The 18,912-nt window shown below is 62.3% G+C and carries 20 protein-coding genes; 13 read left to right on the forward strand and 7 right to left on the reverse strand.

Annotated features, from left to right (window positions below; all coding sequences use genetic code 11):
• Positions 1-99 precede the first annotated feature (99 nt).
• The 4 genes from leuB to leuD form a co-directional block, all read right to left on the reverse strand.
• Positions 100-1,206, reverse strand: coding sequence for a 3-isopropylmalate dehydrogenase (leuB, locus tag T8A63_RS01515; protein ID WP_322344790.1), 1,107 nt, complete (start codon positions 1,204-1,206; stop codon positions 100-102).
• A 70-nt stretch (positions 1,207-1,276) separates the two neighbouring features.
• Positions 1,277-2,383: an endonuclease/exonuclease/phosphatase family protein gene (locus T8A63_RS01520; RefSeq protein WP_322344791.1), complete on the reverse strand. Its 1,107-nt coding sequence runs from the start codon at positions 2,381-2,383 to the stop codon at positions 1,277-1,279.
• Positions 2,266-3,096 carry a hypothetical protein gene (locus tag T8A63_RS01525; RefSeq protein ID WP_300054205.1) on the reverse strand — a complete coding sequence of 277 codons (831 nt, stop codon included), beginning with the start codon at positions 3,094-3,096 and terminating at the stop codon, positions 2,266-2,268. The genes T8A63_RS01520 and T8A63_RS01525 overlap by 118 nt, the downstream gene beginning before the upstream one ends.
• Positions 3,097-3,371: 275 nt before the next feature.
• Positions 3,372-3,977 carry a 3-isopropylmalate dehydratase small subunit gene (gene leuD / locus T8A63_RS01530; RefSeq protein WP_120349936.1) on the reverse strand — a complete coding sequence of 202 codons (606 nt, stop codon included), beginning with the start codon at positions 3,975-3,977 and terminating at the stop codon, positions 3,372-3,374.
• Between the two features lie 80 nt (positions 3,978-4,057).
• Between leuD and T8A63_RS01535 the strand changes: the two genes are divergently transcribed.
• A complete protein-coding gene (locus T8A63_RS01535; RefSeq protein ID WP_067631101.1) occupies positions 4,058-4,273 on the forward strand; it encodes a DUF2945 domain-containing protein in 216 nt (71 codons plus the stop codon).
• 38 nt (positions 4,274-4,311) lie between these two features.
• Here the strand turns inward: T8A63_RS01535 and leuC are convergent, their stop codons facing one another.
• Positions 4,312-5,718, reverse strand: a complete 1,407-nt coding sequence (gene leuC / locus T8A63_RS01540; RefSeq protein WP_322344792.1) for a 3-isopropylmalate dehydratase large subunit — start codon at positions 5,716-5,718, stop codon at positions 4,312-4,314.
• A 278-nt stretch (positions 5,719-5,996) separates the two neighbouring features.
• On the opposite strand from leuC, the gene T8A63_RS01545 reads away from it, so the two are divergent.
• From T8A63_RS01545 to rlmH, 3 genes are all read left to right on the forward strand, one after another.
• Positions 5,997-7,352, forward strand: a complete 1,356-nt coding sequence (locus tag T8A63_RS01545; protein WP_322344793.1) for a mechanosensitive ion channel family protein — start codon at positions 5,997-5,999, stop codon at positions 7,350-7,352.
• 184 nt (positions 7,353-7,536) lie between these two features.
• Positions 7,537-7,908: a ribosome silencing factor gene (gene rsfS, locus T8A63_RS01550; RefSeq protein ID WP_067631153.1), complete on the forward strand. Its 372-nt coding sequence runs from the start codon at positions 7,537-7,539 to the stop codon at positions 7,906-7,908.
• Positions 7,909-7,931: 23 nt separating this feature from the next.
• The gene (gene rlmH / locus T8A63_RS01555; protein ID WP_322344794.1) at positions 7,932-8,402 is read left to right on the forward strand and encodes a 23S rRNA (pseudouridine(1915)-N(3))-methyltransferase RlmH; all 471 of its coding nucleotides are present in this window, start codon (positions 7,932-7,934) and stop codon (positions 8,400-8,402) included.
• A gap of 23 nt (positions 8,403-8,425) precedes the next feature.
• On the opposite strand, the gene T8A63_RS01560 is transcribed toward rlmH, so the two are convergent.
• Positions 8,426-8,782, reverse strand: coding sequence for a hypothetical protein (locus tag T8A63_RS01560; RefSeq protein ID WP_067631118.1), 357 nt, complete (start codon positions 8,780-8,782; stop codon positions 8,426-8,428).
• Between the two features lie 185 nt (positions 8,783-8,967).
• Here T8A63_RS01560 and T8A63_RS01565 point away from each other — a divergent pair, with 185 nt between their 5' ends.
• From T8A63_RS01565 to T8A63_RS01595, 7 genes are all read left to right on the forward strand, one after another.
• Entirely contained in the window at positions 8,968-10,419 is a 1,452-nt protein-coding gene (locus T8A63_RS01565) for an FAD-linked oxidase C-terminal domain-containing protein (protein WP_067631120.1), read from the forward strand.
• Complete coding sequence (locus tag T8A63_RS01570; protein WP_067631122.1) at positions 10,416-11,534, forward strand: FAD-binding protein; 1,119 nt, start codon at positions 10,416-10,418, stop codon at positions 11,532-11,534. The genes T8A63_RS01565 and T8A63_RS01570 overlap by 4 nt, the downstream gene beginning before the upstream one ends.
• Positions 11,531-11,899 (forward strand): hypothetical protein, encoded by a 369-nt coding sequence (locus T8A63_RS01575; protein ID WP_067631124.1) that lies wholly within the window; start codon positions 11,531-11,533, stop codon positions 11,897-11,899. The genes T8A63_RS01570 and T8A63_RS01575 overlap by 4 nt, the downstream gene beginning before the upstream one ends.
• 13 nt (positions 11,900-11,912) lie before the next feature.
• Positions 11,913-13,241, forward strand: coding sequence for a glycolate oxidase subunit GlcF (gene glcF / locus T8A63_RS01580; RefSeq protein WP_322344795.1), 1,329 nt, complete (start codon positions 11,913-11,915; stop codon positions 13,239-13,241).
• A gap of 49 nt (positions 13,242-13,290) precedes the next feature.
• Complete coding sequence (locus T8A63_RS01585) at positions 13,291-14,121, forward strand: trypsin-like serine peptidase (protein WP_416153227.1); 831 nt, start codon at positions 13,291-13,293, stop codon at positions 14,119-14,121.
• 151 nt (positions 14,122-14,272) lie between these two features.
• Positions 14,273-14,743 (forward strand): Hsp20 family protein, encoded by a 471-nt coding sequence (locus T8A63_RS01590; protein WP_067940998.1) that lies wholly within the window; start codon positions 14,273-14,275, stop codon positions 14,741-14,743.
• A gap of 247 nt (positions 14,744-14,990) precedes the next feature.
• The gene (locus T8A63_RS01595) at positions 14,991-15,545 is read left to right on the forward strand and encodes a hypothetical protein (protein ID WP_322344796.1); all 555 of its coding nucleotides are present in this window, start codon (positions 14,991-14,993) and stop codon (positions 15,543-15,545) included.
• 180 nt (positions 15,546-15,725) lie between these two features.
• Here T8A63_RS01595 and T8A63_RS01600 read toward each other — a convergent pair whose 3' ends face one another.
• Complete coding sequence (locus T8A63_RS01600; RefSeq protein WP_322344797.1) at positions 15,726-17,201, reverse strand: NAD-dependent succinate-semialdehyde dehydrogenase; 1,476 nt, start codon at positions 17,199-17,201, stop codon at positions 15,726-15,728.
• Between the two features lie 91 nt (positions 17,202-17,292).
• Here T8A63_RS01600 and T8A63_RS01605 point away from each other — a divergent pair, with 91 nt between their 5' ends.
• Together T8A63_RS01605 and T8A63_RS01610 are read left to right on the forward strand one after the other, a co-directional pair.
• On the forward strand, positions 17,293-18,081 hold the full coding sequence (locus T8A63_RS01605) for an alpha/beta hydrolase (protein WP_322344798.1): 789 nt from the start codon (positions 17,293-17,295) through the stop codon (positions 18,079-18,081).
• Positions 18,082-18,209: 128 nt separating this feature from the next.
• Positions 18,210-18,839 (forward strand): DUF1523 family protein, encoded by a 630-nt coding sequence (locus T8A63_RS01610; protein WP_067940976.1) that lies wholly within the window; start codon positions 18,210-18,212, stop codon positions 18,837-18,839.
• Positions 18,840-18,912: the final 73 nt, after the last annotated feature.

The raw sequence follows: 18,912 nt of genomic DNA on the forward strand, positions 1-18,912 counted from the left end.
GTTGGGGGCGCTGCCCCCGCAGCCTTTGGCTGCTCCCCCGCGGGTATTTGAGAAAGAATGAAGGGGGAAGCGGCGGGGCGTGAACCCCGCCGCGGTTCTTTAGAGGCTCGCGTCGAGCGCTTTGAGGATCGCGTTGCCCATTTCCTCGGTCGTGATGGGGGTGCCGCCTTCGGGGCCCATCAGATCGGGGGTGCGGGCGCCGTCGGCCAGTGCCTGTTCGACGGCTTTTTCCAGGCGCGCGGCTTCTTCGCCTTGGTCGAAGGAATAGCGCAGCGCCATGGCGAAGCTGAGGATACAGGCGATCGGGTTGGCTTTGCCTTGGCCCGCGATGTCGGGGGCGGAGCCGTGGACGGGCTCGTAGAGGGCTTTGGGCCGGCCATCGACATTGGGCGCGCCGAGGCTGGCGGAGGGCAGCATGCCGAGGCTGCCCGTGAGCATGGCGGCGCAGTCGCTGAGGATGTCGCCGAAGAGGTTATCGGTGACGATGACGTCGAATTGTTTGGGGGCCCGGACCAGTTGCATGGCGCCGTTGTCGGCGTACATATGGCTGAGTTCGACATCGGGGTATTCGGCATCGCGCACCCGTTGGGTGACTTCGCGCCACAGGATGCCGCTTTCCATGACATTGGCTTTTTCCATGGAGCAGACTTTGTTGCCGCGGCGGCGGGCGAGTTCAAAGGCGGAGCGGGCGACGCGTTCGATCTCGCTTTCGGTGTAGCGCTGCGTGTTGATGCCGACGCGCTCGTTGCCTTCCTCGAAGATGCCGCGCGGTTCACCGAAGTAGACGCCGGAGGTCAGCTCGCGCACGATCATGATGTCGAGGCCCGCGACGATGTCTTTTTTCAGCGAGGAGAAATCGGCCAGCGCGTCAAAGCATTGCGCCGGGCGCAGGTTGGAGAAGAGGTCCATCTCTTTGCGCAGGCGCAAGAGGCCGCGCTCGGGTTTCACGGAGAAATCGAGATCGTCGTATTTCGGGCCGCCGACGGCGCCCAGAAGCACCGCGTCGACTTCGAGGGCGCGTGCCATCGTGTCGTCGTGCAGGGGTGTGCCGTGTTTGTCATAGGCGGCACCGCCGACCAGATCATGCTCTACGTCGAAGGCCAGATCGCGCTTTTCGCCGAACCAATCGATGATGCGCGTGACCTGCGCCATAACCTCGGGGCCGATGCCGTCGCCGGGGAGGATGAGCAAGGATGGGTTGGCCATGGGAAACTCCTGAAAATACGGTTGGAGATTGGGTAGCCTGCGGGTTCCGAAGGGTCAAGATAGCGGCGCGTCAGCGGGTGAGGTCGACCCAGACCAGCGCATGGCGGCTGGCGTCTTCCCCCTTGGGCCAGATCAGGCCAGCGTCGAGCACCTGCCAGTCGCGAGAGGGCAGGATGTAGTCGACGCGCATCGGGCCGGTTTGCGACCAGTCGACTGTAGATTGGTCGGGCAGCGGGTCTTGCAAGGTGGGGTGAGCGAGCAGCCTGGCGATGGCGTCACCGCGTCCTTCACCGCGCGTAGGATCAAGGTTGGCATCGCCGAGGAGAATGAAAGCATCTTGGGGCGGGGTGCCGATCACTCCGGCAAGGTGGTGAGACCAGAAGGCCGTTTCATCGTGGTTGCGTCGGTCGTTGCGGTCTTCGGGGCCGTCGAAGACAGGCGGGGTGGCGTGGTATGTCAGCAGGGTGATGGGGCCGTTGGGCAGTTGGACAGGCAGGGACCAGTGGCTGTTGGACGACAGGCGCTGCGCGGCGTGCGCCTCGGTTCCGGCGAAGGGGGCGCCGTCGATGATCGGGTAAAGTGATCCGGGGAGGTCGCGCCAGAGGAGGGTGCTGAAGTCTTGGAGCTGCGCCGTCATGATCGGGTAGCGCGTGAGGATGGCCATCGCGCCTTGGCCAAAGAAACGGCCGTAACCTTGCGCGTCGCGGGGGCCACCGCGTTTGCCGTCTGCGTCGAGGTCCGCACCGCTTTGACGGCCTGCATTGGGCGGCGCGGCGAAACGGTGGGGGTAGGGCGCACCGGCAGCGGTGAGGGCGTCGGCAAGAGCGTTGAGGGCGCTGCGTTCGAGGTCATAGTCGATGCCTTGGAGGGCGATGATATCGGGATCGGCGGCGGCGATGGTTTGCACCACCGAAGCGATGCTTGGGTCATCGCCGCGCAGGATGTCGCGCAGCAGAATGCCCGGCCCTTTGCGTGACAATTCGGTGTTGAAGGTGGCGATGCGCAGCGGCTCGGCCTGTGCGAAACCAGTCAGCAGGAAAAACGCCAGCAGCAGTCTGATCAGGCGGCCTGCATATGCGCTTCGGCGTAGGCGCGGCGGCGTTTGTCGTGGATCATCTCGGCCACGCGCCCCATGGCGATGCCCCGCATAATCATACTGGCCGGAAGGAATGCCCATGCGCTTATTGTCCAGATCATGGTTTGCGGATTGCTCAGTGAGATCGGATCTAGCAGATCGGCGGTGGCCTTGACCACTGCGGGGATGATGAAGGGCAACAAGAACCCAAGCGCGATGTTGATCCGTGCATCGCGTTGCAGACGGTAAAGCACGTCGCCCCCGGCGGTTGGGTCAAAGAGCGGCAGATTCACCCAGACGTTAAAGGCGCCTTGGCGGGCGGGCCAGCCCATGACCCGCACCAGCACCACGAAGGTCGCCAATGCGATGAGCGAAACGAGGTAGGCCAGCCCCGCTGCCGTGCGGATCAGATTGACCGCCTCATAGGGGGCATCGGCGGGCATCATCAGCACCACCAGCCGCACCGGAGAATAGGGAAAATCAAGCGCGTTGCCCAAGATCACGCCGAGCGAGGTCAGTGCGCCTGTCAGCAGGGTGGGTGCCGCTTGGCCCCGTGCGATCAGCGACAGAACGACGATGGTGAACAGCAGGCTGATGAAGCGCAGCCGATTGAAGGGTGGCGCATCGCGAAATTCGACGATGCTCGGTTGGCGCGAGTTGTATTCCATGAAGGTCAAAATCGACGCGATACAGGCGAGAAGCACGGTGATCTGGCTCGACTCCGCATCGGCACCCGGCAAAAGGAGCGCAGGTGCGGCTATCAATAGCGCCACCAATAGGCCACGCGTCGCCGCGCCTGTCATTCGTCCGATCACTGCTCTGCCCTTCCAAACTGGCCAGACGCGATACATTGCCGCGTGCTTGTTCCAACTTGATGGCCCCGGTTGCTGGGGCTCGCCTCATTATTGTCCAATTTTTGCCTTCTTTCCGCGCGCGCCTCAAGGCTCCGTGTGGAGAAGAGCAGGGTTCTGGGGTATTTTGAGGGAAAGGGTGGTGCGTTCTTGCATCAATTCCGTGGCAGGTTGATGGCAGGCCGCAACATCTTGTGGGCGCTGGATTTACGCCCACAAGTTGAGTTTAGAAATGGCCCTTAGACCCAAGGACGGCTCTGGTTGAGCGAATCCTCATAGGTGTCGATCGCCGTGCCCTTTTCAAGCGTCAGGCCAATGTCGTCCAGACCGTTGAGCAGGCAGTGCTTTTTGAAGGCATCGACTTCGAAGGGGAACTTCTCACCGTCCGAAGTGGTGACAGTCTGGCCTTCCAAATCAATGGTCATCCGCGCGTTTGAGCCTTTTTCGGCGTCCTTCATCAGCACATCGACCTGCTCTTGCGGAAGGACGATGGGCAGGATGCCGTTCTTGAAGCAGTTGTTGTGAAAGATGTCCGCAAAGCTGGGCGCGATGACACAGCGGATGCCGAAATCCTTGATCGCCCAAGGCGCGTGTTCGCGCGAAGAGCCGCAGCCAAAGTTGTCGCCTGCGACGAGGATTTGCGCGTCGCGGTATTGCGGTTGGTTCAGCACGAAATCGGGGATTTCGTTGCCTTCGCGGTCATAGCGCATTTCGTCGAACAGGTTCACGCCAAGGCCGGAGCGTTTGATCGTTTTGAGAAAGACCTTGGGGATGATCATGTCGGTGTCGATGTTCACCAGCGGCATGGGAGCCGCGGTGCCGGTGATTTCTGTAAACTTTTCCATCGGGGTATCCTTCGGAGAGTGCGGGAACCGCGCTGCTGAGCGGCGCGTTCTAAGCAAATGGGGTATCAGGAGGGCATGGCATGACGTACCAAACCGGCACGAAAGTGGAATGGGACTGGGGCAATGGCACCGGGACCGGCAAGATCGTCAAGAAATACACGCAGAAGATCACGCTGAAGCTGCAGGGCAGCGAGGTGACCCGCAAAGCGAGTGATGACGAACCGGCTTATAAGATAGAACAGGACGACGGCAGCGAAGTGCTGAAGTCTGGCAGCGAGTTGCGCAAGGCCGACTGAGCCCTGCGCAACGCGCCCGGTATCCACGCCCCGGTCGGTCACGCCAATTCGCGCACGTCGGTCAAATGACCGGTGAGAGCAGCCGCCGCGGCCATGCCGGGCGATACGAGATGCGTGCGCCCTTTATAGCCCTGACGCCCCTCAAAGTTCCGGTTCGATGTGGCCGCGCAGCGTTCGCCGGGGGCAAGCTGGTCGGGGTTCATCGCCAGACACATCGAGCAGCCTGCAAGACGCCATTCGAAACCGGCCTCGCGGAAGATGTCCGCCAGTCCTTCTTCCTCGGCCTGTGCGCGCACAAGGCCCGAGCCGGGCACGACCATGGCGCGCAGCCCGTCCTTGATCTTCTTGCCCTTCAGCACCGCAGCGGCGGCGCGCAGGTCTTCGATGCGGCCATTGGTGCAGGAGCCGATAAAGACGGTGTCGATCTGGATGTCGGTCAGTTTTTGGCCGGGCTTCAGATCCATATATTCCAGCGCACGTTTCACCGCATCAACCTTGCCGCCTTTGAAGTCCTCAGGCGCAGGGACGACCGAAGTGATCGGCAGCACGTCTTCGGGCGAGGTGCCCCATGTAACGACTGGTGCGATGTCTTCGCCCTTGAGCGTGACGACCTTGTCGAAGTGGGCGTCGTCGTCGGAGTAGAGCGTTTTCCACCAGTCCATCGCCGCTTCCCATTGTGCGCCTTTCGGAGCGTGGGGGCGGCCTTTGCAATACTCAAAAGTCTTTTCGTCAGGTGCGATAAGGCCCGCGCGCGCGCCGCCTTCGATCGCCATGTTGCAGACGGTCATGCGGCCTTCCATCGACAGGTCGCGGATCGCTTCGCCGCAATATTCGATGACATAGCCGGTGCCGCCCGCGGTGCCGGTGGTGCCGATGACGGAAAGGGTGATGTCCTTGGCCGTGACGCCGGGCCGCAGCTTGCCGGTGATCTCGACCTTCATGTTCTTGCCCTTGCGCTGGATCAGCGTCTGGGTGGCGAGAACGTGCTCAACCTCGGAGGTGCCGATGCCGTGGGCCAGCGCGCCGAAAGCGCCGTGGGTCGCGGTGTGGCTGTCGCCGCAGACGACGGTCATGCCGGGCAGGGTCCAGCCCTGCTCGGGGCCGACGATATGCACGATGCCTTGGCGCACGTCCGAGACGGGGTAGTAGTGCACGCCGAACTCGCGCGCGTTCTTATCCAACGCAGAGACCTGAATGCGGCTGTCTTCGGTCATCGCGGCGGGGTCTTCGCGGCCTTCGGTGGTTGGCACGTTGTGATCCGGCACGGCGATGGTCTTGTCCGGCGCGCGCACGGTGCGGCCCGACATGCGCAGCCCTTCAAAGGCCTGCGGGCTGGTCACTTCGTGGACGAGGTGACGATCGATATAAAGCAAGCAAGTGCCGTCATCGGCTTCGTGGACGACATGGGCGTCCCAGATTTTATCGTAAAGCGTCTTGGGGGACATGATGGTCCTCTCCCGTGGTTTGGAATGGCTATGGGTGTGGCTGAGAGGGCTGGCTTATAGTCGGGCCAGAACGCTATGCGTCGCGCCGAAAAAGCGTTCGCGCAGACGCGCACGGTCGCAAAGATCAAACACCAGTATCATGGGGCCTTGGATATAGACCCTGAGCGAGTCTCGCAAGGTGGCATCGTGGGGCGGTGTGCGGGGCTGGTCGCGCGGCGGTTCTTGCTCTAGCGAGGAGCCTGTGCAACCGTGATCTCCCTGAGTTGCAAAGGCCGTACATGATCCCTGAGTCCCACCCTTTCTCGAACTTCCTTCTATCGCTTCAGGCTTTGTTTGATGGGGTCCTCGGCTTTGGTGAAAGCGTCCTGAGCCCCGGGTGGCGGCAGAACCAGATTTTGATCTTGCTGGCCTTGGTTGCGCTGGCGTGGATCCTGCATCGGGTCACCGGCGTGATGCTGCAAAACTGGGTCCGCTCGCGCGAAGGGTGGTCCAAGTGGCAGTTGCGGGTGGTGGTGCAGGTCAAGCGACGGCTGGGGCTGATCTGGTTCGCGCTGCTGGCCGGGATTTTGTATCAGGTGATGCAGAATATCACTTGGCCGTCGCGGTCTTATCTTATCGGCTTGGCGGCGACCTTGGCGGCAATCTATGTCGGCATCGCCTTTGCCGCGCGTCTGGTGCGCAACCGACCCCTGCGGCGCATGGTGACATGGGGGCTGTGGATCTATGCCACGCTCTACATGCTGAATGTCGCGGACGATGTGGCGGTGTTTCTGGATGACGTGGCGCTGACGATTGGGGAGTTCCGGCTGTCGGTATTGACCGTCCTGACGGCTTTGGTGGTGGTCGGCGCGTTGCTGACCATGGCGCGGCTTGCCAGCACGACAACTGCTGCGACGATCCGTAAGAACGAAGACATCAGCCCTTCCATGCAGGTGCTGGCCGTGAAGGGGGTGCAGATCCTACTCTATGGTCTGGCGTTCTTCATCGGGGTGCGAGCCGTGGGGATTGATCTGACGGGGCTGGCGGTGCTCTCGGGTGCGATCGGTGTGGGCCTTGGTTTCGGTCTGCAAAAGGTCGTGTCGAACCTCGTCTCGGGCGTGATCATCCTGCTGGATAAGTCGATCAAGCCCGGCGATGTGATCAGCCTGGGTGAGACCTTCGGCTGGATCCAAACGCTCGGCGCGCGCTATGCCTCTGTGGTCACGCGGGACGGCAAAGAATACCTGATCCCGAACGAAGACCTGATCACCGGACAAGTGGTGAACTGGTCGCATTCCAATGACTTTGTGCGCCTCGATATCTATTTTGGCACGGCCTATTCCGACGATCCGCATGTGGTGCGCAAACTGGCGGTCGATGCGGCCAAAGGCGTCGACCGGGTGCTGAGCTACAAGGCGCCGGTCTGTCACATCGTCGGCTTTGGCGATTCGTCGGTGGATTACATCCTGCGCTTCTGGATCAAGGATCCGACCGGCGGGCTGACCAACATTCGCGGCAATGTCTATCTGGCGCTTTGGGATGCGTTCAAGGAAAACGACATTTCCATCCCCTTCCCGCAGCGCGAGGTGAAAGTCATCGAAGACAGTCAATTGGCGCTCTCAAGGGTGGCGGCGGCGGAGAATTTGCCTGACTAGGCGGGGATTTGCGCCACGGTTCACGCGGAGCGCATAGGGTCCATTGAAAAATCTGGCCTATATCGCTAAATTAGGGGGGCTCGGCACCGGGGCAAGCGTTCAGCATTGGCGGTGCATTACGAAGGAGGACAATGTCCTGTCTCTTAACGTTGACGCAGCGCAGGCTGCTGACCATGGGGCCGCAATGACTGCCGCCTCGCAAATCGCAACCAGCGACGACCTGCTGGCGCTTATCCTTTCCTCGCTGAATGACGACAAGGCCGAAGACATCGTGCAGATCGATCTGCGCGGCAAGACGGCCATCGGCGACTATATGGTGATCTGCTCGGGCCGCTCCACGCGGCAGGTTTCGGCGATCTCGGAAAAGCTGGCACAGGCCGTCAAAGACGCCACCGGACGTACGTCCAAGATGGAAGGCCGCGAAACCGGCGACTGGGTCTTGATCGACACAGGCGACGTTGTAGTGCATGTCTTCCGCCCCGAAGTGCGTGAGTTCTACCAGCTCGAAAAGATGTGGCTGGGCGGCGAAGACGCAGCTGCGGTCATGCCGCACTGATCCTGCTTTTGCGGGACTAAGCCATGCGGGTACATCTCTGCGCCATGGGCCGGCTTCGCGCCGGTCCCGAAAAAACTCTTGTCGATGATTATCTCACCCGGTTCGACCGGACCGGGCGCGGTCTGGGCCTTGGTCCTGCGCGTGTGGTTGAGGTGGAAGACAAAAAGGGCGGCGGCATGGCTGCCGAGGCCGTCCTGTTGCAACGCGCGATTCCGCAAGGTGCGGTGATTTGCGTGTTGGATGAGCGCGGCAAAGTCGAAACCTCCCCTGCTTTTGCTGAACGGCTTGGCACTTGGCGTGATGCCGGGCGGGGCGATTTGGCCTTTGTCATCGGCGGGGCGGATGGCATTGATCCCAGTCTGCGGGCGCAGGCGGATCACGCGCTGTCCTTTGGCAAGATGGTCTGGCCGCATATGCTGGTGCGGGTCATGCTGGTCGAACAGCTATACCGCGCCGCCGCGATACTATCGGGCGGGCCTTATCACCGGGTCTGAGGCTTAGGGATCAAGGGGCGGGGTCAGGGCAGCGGGATCGTCACCAATTCCGGCGACCAGCCACTCACACTGTCGCGCGCCTGAATGCTGACCTCAGTCATCCCATCGGGGATGCGCACGCCCGACAGCGAACGGGTGAAGGGCTGCTCTTTGGTGTGCGGATGCGCCAGATTGCGCGTGCCCAAAGGCTCCCCCTCGGGGTCCAGAATGCGCCAAGCATCGGCATAGTGATCCCAACCGCTGTCGTTGTGGCGGATGGTAACGTCAAATTTCCACAGATCCCCCTGTCGATCGACCGTGACATTCAAAATGTCGGGCGGATCGGCCAAGGCCGGCATGGCAAATGCCAATAGGGAGAGAATGAGGCTGCGTTTGAACATGTGGCACCAATAAAACAACAAACTGAATATAGCGCATTTCGGAAGGGTTCCAAGGTAAGCACAGCGCGGCGCCGCGCAATTCACCGTGAGGCTGCAAATTAGTGGTGCAATTGCACCAAGCGCGCGGCAGTCTGGTCAAACCGGCGGCATAGTCTTTATGCTGCGGGGCAAGAGGAGGGACCGCGATGCAGATGCCAACACCCGATTCCGGGATCATTGCGCGCAAAGCGCGAGTCGTGGCGCGGCTGCGTGCGGCGCTGCCCCGCAATGCCGTCATCGACGATGAGCATGAGACCCGCGCCTATGAATGCGACGCGCTCACAGCCTATAAATGCCCCCCTTTGGCCGTGACCCTTCCGGCCAGCACTCAAGAAGTTTCCACCGTGCTGCGGATATGTCATGAGGAGGGCGTGCCTGTCGTGCCGCGCGGATCGGGCACCTCGCTCGCCGGTGGGGCGCTGCCCACAGCCGATAGTGTTGTGCTGGGGGTGGCCCGCATGGCCGAGGTGCTTGAGGTCGACTATGACAACCGGCTCATGCGGGTGCAGACCGGGCGCACCAATCTCAGCGTGACCGGCGCGGTAGAGGAGGATGGCTTCTTCTACGCGCCAGACCCTTCCAGCCAGTTGGCCTGCGCCATCGCGGGCAATATCGCGATGAATTCAGGCGGGGCGCATTGTCTGAAATACGGGGTCACCACGAACAACCTGCTGGGCGTCACGATGGTGATGATGGATGGCGACGTGGTTGAAATCGGTGGGGGCTATATGGATGCAGGCGGGCTGGACCTTCTGGGGCTGGTCTGCGGCTCCGAAGGTCAGCTGGGCGTGGTGACAGAGGCAACGCTGCGGATTCTGCCCAAACCCGAAGGCGCGCGGCCCGTGCTGATGGGCTTTGACGATAACGCCGTGGCGGGGGCCTGTGTCAGCGACATCATCAAGGCCGGGGTGCTGCCGGTGGCGATCGAATTCATGGACCGCCCCTGTATCGAGGCGACGGAGGCTTTCGCCCATGCAGGCTACCCGATGTGCGAGGCGCTGCTGATCGTCGAGGTCGAAGGCTCCGACGCCGAGATCGATCACCAGCTTGCCCTGATCACCGAGATCGCCCGCCGCCACAACCCGGTGGAACTGCGCGAAAGCACCAGCGCCGAAGAAAGCGCGGCGATCTGGCTGGGGCGCAAATCGGCCTTCGGTGCGATGGGGCAGATCAACGACTACATGTGTCTGGATGGCACGATCCCGGTGAACGAGCTGCCGATGGTGCTACGGCGCATTGGCGAGATGTCGGACAGCTATGGCCTTAAAGTCGGCAACGTCTTTCACGCAGGCGACGGCAATATGCACCCGCTGATCCTGTTTGACGCCAACAAACCCGGCGATCTGGAAAAATGCGAAGCCTTCGGCGCGGATATCCTGCGGCTTTGTGTCGAGGCGGGCGGCTGTCTGACCGGGGAGCATGGCGTGGGCATCGAAAAGCGCGATCTGATGCATGTGCAATATGCCCCGGCGGATCTTGAGGCGCAGTTGGCGGTGAAAGACGTGTTTGATCCGACGTGGCTGTTGAACCCGGCCAAGGTCTTTCCTTTGGATGTCACGGAAGGGCGGCGCGGCAGCGGCGCATCGGTGGCCGCGTGACGATAACGACTGAAGCAGAAGTGGTCGAGGCGATCCGATCCGCGCAGGCGCCCTTGTCCCTGCGGGGTGGCAATACGCGCGGCATGGCTGGGCCGGGGGCGGACCTGTCGCTTGCCGGATTGCGGGGCATCAGCCTCTATGAGCCGGGCGCGCTGACGCTGGTGGCGCAGGCGGGGACGCCAGTCTCCGAGATTGAGACGACATTGGCCGCCGAAGGGCAGCGGCTGGCCTTTGAACCGATGGACCACCGCGCGCTTATGGGCTGCAGTGGCACGCCGACCATCGGCGGGGTTTTTGCGGCGAACGTTAGCGGCCCGCGGCGGCTTGCCATCGGCGCGGCGCGGGATTTCCTTCTGGGCGTGCGCTTTGTCGATGGGCAGGGGAACGTTATCAAAAACGGGGGCCGGGTGATGAAGAACGTCACCGGCTATGATCTGGTCAAGTTGATGGCCGGGTCGCGCGGAACCTTGGGGGCCGTGACCGAGGTGTCGCTAAAGGTGCTGCCCACCCCGGAAACCAGCGCAACGCTCGTGCTTTCGGGGCTGGACGACGCCGCTGCCATCGCCGCCATGGCGCTGGCCATGCGCAGCCCCTTTGAAGTTGCCGGCGCGGCACATGATCAGGCGCAGGGGCTGTCATTTCTGCGGTTGGAGGGGTTTGAGACCTCGGTCTCCTACCGGACGGGGCGGCTGAAGGATTTGCTGGCCGCAACGGGGGCCGAGCTTGAGGTGCTGGACGCAGAGCCCTCCGCGACCCTCTGGCGCGATTTGCGCGATGTTGCGGCCTTTCATGGGGCGGCGGGGGATGTCTGGCGGGTGCACTGCCGCCCGACCGAGGCCCCCGCGCTGGCGGCAAAAGCCGGGGCCGAGGCACATCTTTATGACTGGGCCGGGGGGCTGATCTGGCTGCGCATGGCGCCCGGCACCGACCTGCGCGCGCGGTTGGGGCGGTATGACGGTCACGCGACCCTATTGCGGGCCGAAAGCGCGGCGCAGACTCTGCTGCCCCGGCAGGAACCCGAAGCGCCGGGCGTGGCGCGGTTGACGGCGGGGCTGAGGGCCAAGTTCGACCCGCGAGGCATCTTCAACGCCGAAGCCTTGGCGCTGACCCCATGACATTGGTGCTGGTCTTTCTCATCGTTTTTCTGATCGGCCCGTTTCTGTTCAAGGCGTTGATCGCCGTGCCGCCTTCCCTGCGGGCCGTCCGCACCTTGGGGGCGATGGTCTTGGCCGCCTTTTTATTCGCCACCGGCCTGCGCTATGGACTGCTGCGCTATTGGAGCGACAGCCCGTGGTTGCTGGGGGTCATCGCCCTCACCCTCTGGGCCGCTTGGATCGGGGTGATCGCGCTGGTGGTCCAAGCACTGCGCCGCGCCGATCCGCGCCCCGCCATGCGCCGGTGGAGCGGGGTTTTGGGGGCCGTAGGCACGACGGTTCCTTGGTTCGGCCTTGTCCTCGCCAATCTGATGCGCAGCACATAGTAACGGAGCATCCATGCAAACCACCTTTACCCCCGAGCAATTGCAGGATCCTGACACGCAGCGCAGCAACGACATTCTGCGCGCCTGTGTGCACTGCGGTTTTTGCACGGCGACTTGCCCGACCTATCAGGTCTTGGGCGATGAGTTGGACAGCCCGCGCGGACGTATCTACCTGATTAAGGACATGCTGGAGAATGACCGCGACCCGGACCCAAAGACGGTGCTGCACATCGACCGCTGCCTCTCTTGCCTTGCCTGTATGACGACCTGCCCCTCGGGCGTGCATTACATGCATCTGGTCGACCACGCGCGCAGCTACATCGAAGAGCGGTACAAGCGGCCCCTAGGCGAACGCGCGCTGCGCTGGATGCTGGCGCGGATCCTGCCCTATCCGACACGCTTTCGAGTGGCGCTTTTAGGGGCCAAGATCGGGCGGCCCTTCGCGCGGCTGATGCCCGACGCCCGGCTGCGCGCCATGCTTGAAATGGCACCAAAAACGATCCCTCCGGTCAGCCGCAATGACGATCCGCAAAGCTTCCAGGCTCAGGGCAAACCGCTGCGGCGGGTGGCCCTGATGACCGGCTGCGCCCAAAAGGCGCTGAACACCGATATCAATGACGCCACGATCCGGTTGCTGACCCGTGCGGGTTGCGAGGTGGTGGTGGCCGAAGGCGCGGGCTGTTGCGGCGCGCTGACCCATCACATGGGCAAGACCGATGAAAGCCACGCCCATGCGGCGCGTAATATCCGCGCGTGGTGTGCTGAGATGGATGGCGGGGGGCTGGATGCCATCGTGATCAACACCTCGGGCTGCGGCACCGCGGTCAAGGATTACGGCCATATGTTCCGCAATGACCCACTGGCAGAGGATGCCGCGCGGGTCTCGGCCTTGGCAAAGGATGTGACGGAGCTGCTCGCGGAGTTGGACCTGCCCTTTGTCGAACCGGCAGAGCCGGGCATGGTCGTCGCCTATCACGCGGCTTGTTCTCTGCAGCATGGGCAGCAGATCAAGACCACGCCGAAAACGCTGCTGAAACAGGCCGGCTTCACGGTGGTAGAGCCTGCCGATAGCCACCTCTGCTGTGGCTCGGCAGGGACGTATAACCTCATGCAGCCAGAGATTTCGGCCAAGCTGAAAGAGCGCAAGATCAAGACGCTAGAGGCGAAATCGCCGGATGTCATCGCAGCGGGCAATATCGGGTGTATGATGCAGATCGGGTCGGGCACCGGGGTGCCTGTGGTGCATAGTGTCGAACTGCTGGATTGGGCCTGTGGCGGGCCGAGACCGCCCGCGCTTGACTGTGACCCCGATGCGCCCGCGCAGGTGCCGCGTTTGCGTTAAGCCTGCGCCGTACTTTCGCCGCAACTCCCCTATATCCGCCAAGGTGAACATGGTTTTGAGGTGCATTTTGCGACAATTGTTGGCGGCTATTCTCGGCGTATTTACCTTCGCCACGGCGGCGCTGGCCCAAGACAGTGCGCTCAAGGCGCTCGACAACGGTGTGGACGCCGCTGCTTGGGAGGCCGTGGGCCGTCTCGACATCGGCGGCACCGGGTTTTGCACCGGCACGTTGATCGCTCCGCGTCTGGTGCTGACCGCCGCGCATTGCCTGTTTGACCGCGAAACCAAGGCCCGGATCGACCATGGCGAAGTGCAGTTCCTCGCCGGTTGGCGCAATGGCCGCGCCGGGGCCTACCGCGATATCCGCCGCGCCGTGGTGCACCCCGACTACGTTTATGACGGAGAGGTATCCTCGGGCCGGGTGCGCAACGATCTGGCGCTCTTGGAACTCTCCCGCCCCATCCGCAACACGACGATCCGGCCCTTTGGCACCGCCGCGCGCCCCCGTCCCGGCGACAGCGTGGGCGTGGTCAGCTATGCCCGCGACCGGGCTGAGGCGCCATCCCTGCAAGAGGTTTGTAAGGTTTTGGCGCAGCAAGAAGGGGTTCTTGTCACCTCCTGTTCAGTCGATTTCGGCTCCAGCGGCGCGCCGATCTTTAGCATTGTCGCGGGCGAGGCGCATATCGTTTCAGTCGTCTCGGCCAAGGCCGAGGTCGAAGGCGCGCAGGTCTCGCTCGGCACCGCTCTGGGGGCGCCCTTGGCGTTGCTGCAAGCGGAGCTGGTGGCGGGCAAAGGTGTGTTTCTGGATTCCAACCCCGCTGGCAAGCGCATCCGGGTCGGCGAAGAGCGCGAGACCGGGGCGAAATTTATCCGACCCTAAATCTGCGACCCCAAGTCTTGAAAGCGCGCAAAACCCTTCCCACATGAGCTTTGCCGAGGTGCCTCTATAGGGCTTCGGCGCTTGAAAAAACCGGGTCTGTCCAATGGTGGAAGGCCCGATATGTCAATCGCTCACTGATGAGGATGAACACATGCGTAGCTTTGATTTCGCACCCCTTTACCGCTCCAGCGTTGGTTTTGACCAGATCGCCAATATGATGGACCGGGTTCTGACAAACGATGGGGCCACCCCCAGCTATCCCCCCTACAATATCGAAAAGCTCGACAACGATGCCTACCGCATCTCGATCGCCGTGGCTGGTTTCTCCGACAGCGACCTGAGCGTCGAAGTCCGTGAGAAGGCGCTGATCGTTTCGGCCCGCAAGGCTGATGAGGATGAGGCCAAGTCCTACCTGCACCGTGGCATCGCCACCCGCGCCTTTGAGCGCCGCTTCCATTTGGCGGACCACGTTCAGGTGATCGGCGCGGCCCATGCCAATGGCATGCTGCATATCGAGCTTGAGCGTCAGGTGCCTGAGGCCCTGAAGCCGCGCCAGATCGCCATCTCTTCCGAGGTGAAGGCGATCGACAAGGACGTGGTTGACGCCAAGTCCGTGAACTAAGCCCGGTTCCATTCCGAGCTTTGTGAAGGCCCGCTATCCAGCGGGCCTTTTTTTGTTGGCAACGGCGCTTGAGGGGGCCCCTTCGTGGGAGAATATCTGCCGAAGGTGGGGCGCGAAAACGGCGGCTTTCTGCTGCGCAGCGGGGCGGGGGAAACCATGCGAAAGCTGTCGGGTTGAGTGGGGGACCGGGCAGGCGTGCTCGGGCAACAGCGTGCAGAGTACCGCACGCGCAATGAAAGGAAGAACCATGACTAACTATGCAAATTCCCTACGCAAGCTGACCCTGACCACGGCTGTCACGGCGCTTATGGCCGCCCCGATTGCTGCACAGGCTCAGACCGCCGATGTCGGCGTTGGCGCTGATGTGAATGCCGAAGCAAACGCCGGTGTAGGCGCCGATATGGCCGACACTGCGACCGGTGCTGGTGTCGCGGCGGGCGCCGATAGCGCCATTTCCGCCGACACCGATCTGAACGTCGAAGACCGGGTCGCTGAGACCATGCCGGGCGAGAGCGACACGGATGTCGATATCGCGCTGGATGGCAGCACCGTGGCCGTCGCGTCGGACGACACTGTCATTGGCACGATTTCCAATGCGGAACCACAGGCCGATGGCTCTGTGCGCTATTCCATCGATCTGGCCAATGATTTCGCTGCCGATAGCGACCGCGCAGTCGTGCAGATCGACCAAGATGTTGACGCCGAAGGCCAACTTGTCATCGGCATGACAGGCGAAGAATTCGCCGCAGCCCTGACCCAGCAAGTGAATGCGGGCAGCGCGGCGCAGACCCGGACCAACTAAGACGGGTCACTCCCAGGGCGTTTCTCTCCCCCGCCCGGAGGTCGGCAGCACGAAAGTGCTGTCGGCTTTTTTATGTGCCGGGGGTCGGGGCCGTTACCTCACACCCGACTTGCACCGTGAAGAAAGGGCCGCGCGGGGCGATCCCGGCGGCCCTAAATCGTTTCAGCTGGTCTTTAAGTTTTAGACCGACAGGCAGACGTATTTCATCTCAAGATAGTCTTCGATCCCGTGGTGGCTGCCTTCGCGGCCAAGGCCAGATTGCTTGACCCCACCAAAGGGCGCAAGCTCGGTCGAGATGATGCCGGTGTTCACGCCGACGATGCCGTATTCCAGCGCCTCGGCCACCTTGTAGACGCGGCTGAGATCCTTGGCATAGAAGTAGGACGCGAGGCCAAAGATCGTGTCGTTCGCCATGGCGATGACATCGTCAACATCGTCGAATTTGAACAGCGGCGCGAGGGGGCCGAATGTCTCTTCCTTGGCAACCTTCATGTCCTGCGTCACGCCTGTCACGATGGTCGGGCCGAAGAAGTTGCCGCCCATGTCGTCCTTAGCATTGCCCAGAATGACCTCGGCCCCGTTGTCGACCGCATCCTTGATGTGCTCGCGCACCTTGTCGGAGGCTTCGGGGTTGATAAGCGGGCCAAGGTCGGTGCCCTCTTCAAGGCCATCGCCGACCTTCATCTTGCTCACACGGTCCTTCAGCTTGGCCGCGAAGGCGTCATAGACCCCGGCCTGCACGTAGATCCGGTTGGCGCAGACGCAGGTCTGACCATTGTTGCGGAACTTGCACATGATCGCGCCTTCGACGGCGGCATCAAGATCGGCGTCGTCAAAGACGATGAACGGCGCGTTGCCGCCCAGTTCCATGGAGCATTTCATCACCTGATCGGCAGCCTGCTTCAGCAGGATGCGCCCAACTTCGGTGGAGCCGGTGAAGGTCAGCTTGCGCACGGCGGGGTTCTCGCAGAACTCCTTGCCCACAGCCGACGACGATGAGGACGGCAGCACGTTGAACACGCCTGCGGGAATGCCCGCACGTTCCGCCAGCACGCCCATGACGATGGCCGAGAGCGGTGTCTCAGCCGCCGGACGCGCCACAAAGGAACAGCCCGCCGCCAGCGCCGGGGCTGCCTTGCGGGTGATCATCGCGTTAGGGAAGTTCCACGGCGTGATCGAGGCGGCAACACCGATGGGCTGCTTCATCACCATGATGCGCTTGTCGCGCTGGTGGCCGGGGATCATCTCGCCGTAGACGCGCTTGGCTTCTTCGCCGAAGAACTCGATGAAGGACGCGCCATAGGCGATCTCGCCCTTGGCCTCGGCCAGCGGTTTGCCCTGCTCGGCGGTCAGGATGGTGCCCAGATCGTCTTGGTTCTCCATCATCAGGTCGAACCATTTGCGCATCACTGCGGCGCGTTCCTTGCCGGTCCAGCTGGCCCAGTCTTTTTGCGCCTTTTCGGCTTGGGCAATCGCGCCCGCGACCTGTGCACGGCTGAGGTCAGCAACCTGTGCGATGACATCGCCCCGCGCGGGATTGGTCACGTCAAAGGTGCCGTCTTCACCGTCGACCCATTGGCCGCCGATATAGGCGCGGGTTTCAAGCAGGCTGGGGTCTTTCAGCAGTGATTTCAGATCCGTCTTAGCATCAGTCATGTCATCTCTCCGCTATTCTCTATAGCCTCCAAAGCAACAACGAGTATGATTGTCCAGTTCAGTTTGATCAAATCCGGGGTGGGAGACCCAAATGATGCTAGATGACGCCTATGCAAATGCTGCCTATATCGACGGGGCCGACAGCTTTCCGCCCCGCTGGAAGAAGGAGGCAGAGGCGTTTCGCGCAAACTTGGGTGCGCGGGCGCAGTTGAATGTGCGCTATGGCCCTTCGGACCGTCAGAAGTTCGATTTTTTCCAGCCCGAGGGCGTGTCGCGCGGCACGGTGGTTTTCGTGCATGGCGGCTATTGGAAGGCGTTCGACAAAAGCTATTGGTCGCATCTGGCCGCCGGTCCGCTGGCGCGGGGCTATGCCGTGGCGATGCCGTCTTATGACCTTTGCCCCGATGTGCGCATCTCGGAGATTTCCACACAGATCGCCGCTGCGCTGACCGAAGTGGCGAACCGCACACAGGGCACAATCGTGCTGTCGGGCCATTCGGCGGGCGGGCATCTGGTGGCCCGGATGACCGACCCCCTGCTGCTCGGGGCCGAGGTGCGCGACCGGATCACGCGGATCGTGCCGATCTCGCCCGTGGCTGACCTTGCGCCGCTGCTTCAGACCCAGATGAACGAAACCCTGCGACTGGACGAGGCCGAGGCCGAGGCGGAAAGCCCGATGAACATGACGCCGCCGCACGGCGTTGATGTCACCGTTTGGGTGGGCGCTCAGGAGCGGCCCGCCTTCCTTGAACAGGCCGAGAATTTTGCCCGCAGTTGGGGCGCGAAACTGGTCGTGGCCGAAGGCAAGCACCATTTCGACGTGATCGACCCGTTGGCCGAGCCGGACAGCGACCTGACCAAAGCGCTATTGGGCAGCTAGGCCCCACATTTTACGGCAGATGCCCTGCGTTAATGCACGTAAGGCATTTGCCGCAGTGCCGCAGAAACACTATGTCAGAGGGGCAAAGGCCCCTGTTCGGCCAAGCGACGCAATTGAAAGGGCCGAAGATGAGAATCGTTAAATGGGTGTTCTGGGTGACCGTCTGGGTGCTGGTGGCGGCGTTCTTCCATTATACTCTGCCGCAGACTGATATCGTTCGGGTCACGGACACCTATGAAAAGCGGATCGACTTCGGCAACAGTTCGATCTTCTGGGCCGGCTCTGCGACGGATAGTGCCGGGCTAGCGGTCAACCGCGATGTCTTTTTCATCCAGACCCGCCGCGCCAAGGGCGATGTCATGGTTTACCGCAACGAAGACACCGGCTGGGGCTGGCCGCCCTATTTCAAATTCGACACTGCCAACCTTCAGGCCGAGGCGGCGGATGCCCGCAGCACCACCGGCGCGCCGCAGTATTATGCGCTGAAACATTACGGTTGGCGCAGTGAGCTTTTGTCGATCTACCCCAATGCCATTTCGCTCCGCCCTGTCGAAGGGCCGGAGGCGAGCAAGGGTATTCCTTTCGTGACCATCATTGTGCTGACCCTGGTGGCGGCCCTGTTCTATGCCATCTGGGTGCGGTGGCGGCGGTTCCGTCGCGCGCGGTTGGACCCAAGGATCGAGGCGATCGAGGATGACTTCGCCGCGCGCCGAGGGCGCTTTGCCCGGTGGCGTGCCGAACGACGCGCGCGGAAGTAACCTCACCAAGAACTGTAAACGCTGAGCGGGGCAGGTAGCGCCCCGCATTCAGCTAAATTCTGGTATTCCATCC

It is taken from the genome of Sulfitobacter sp. OXR-159 (genome assembly GCF_034377145.1).
Classification (GTDB): domain Bacteria; phylum Pseudomonadota; class Alphaproteobacteria; order Rhodobacterales; family Rhodobacteraceae; genus Sulfitobacter.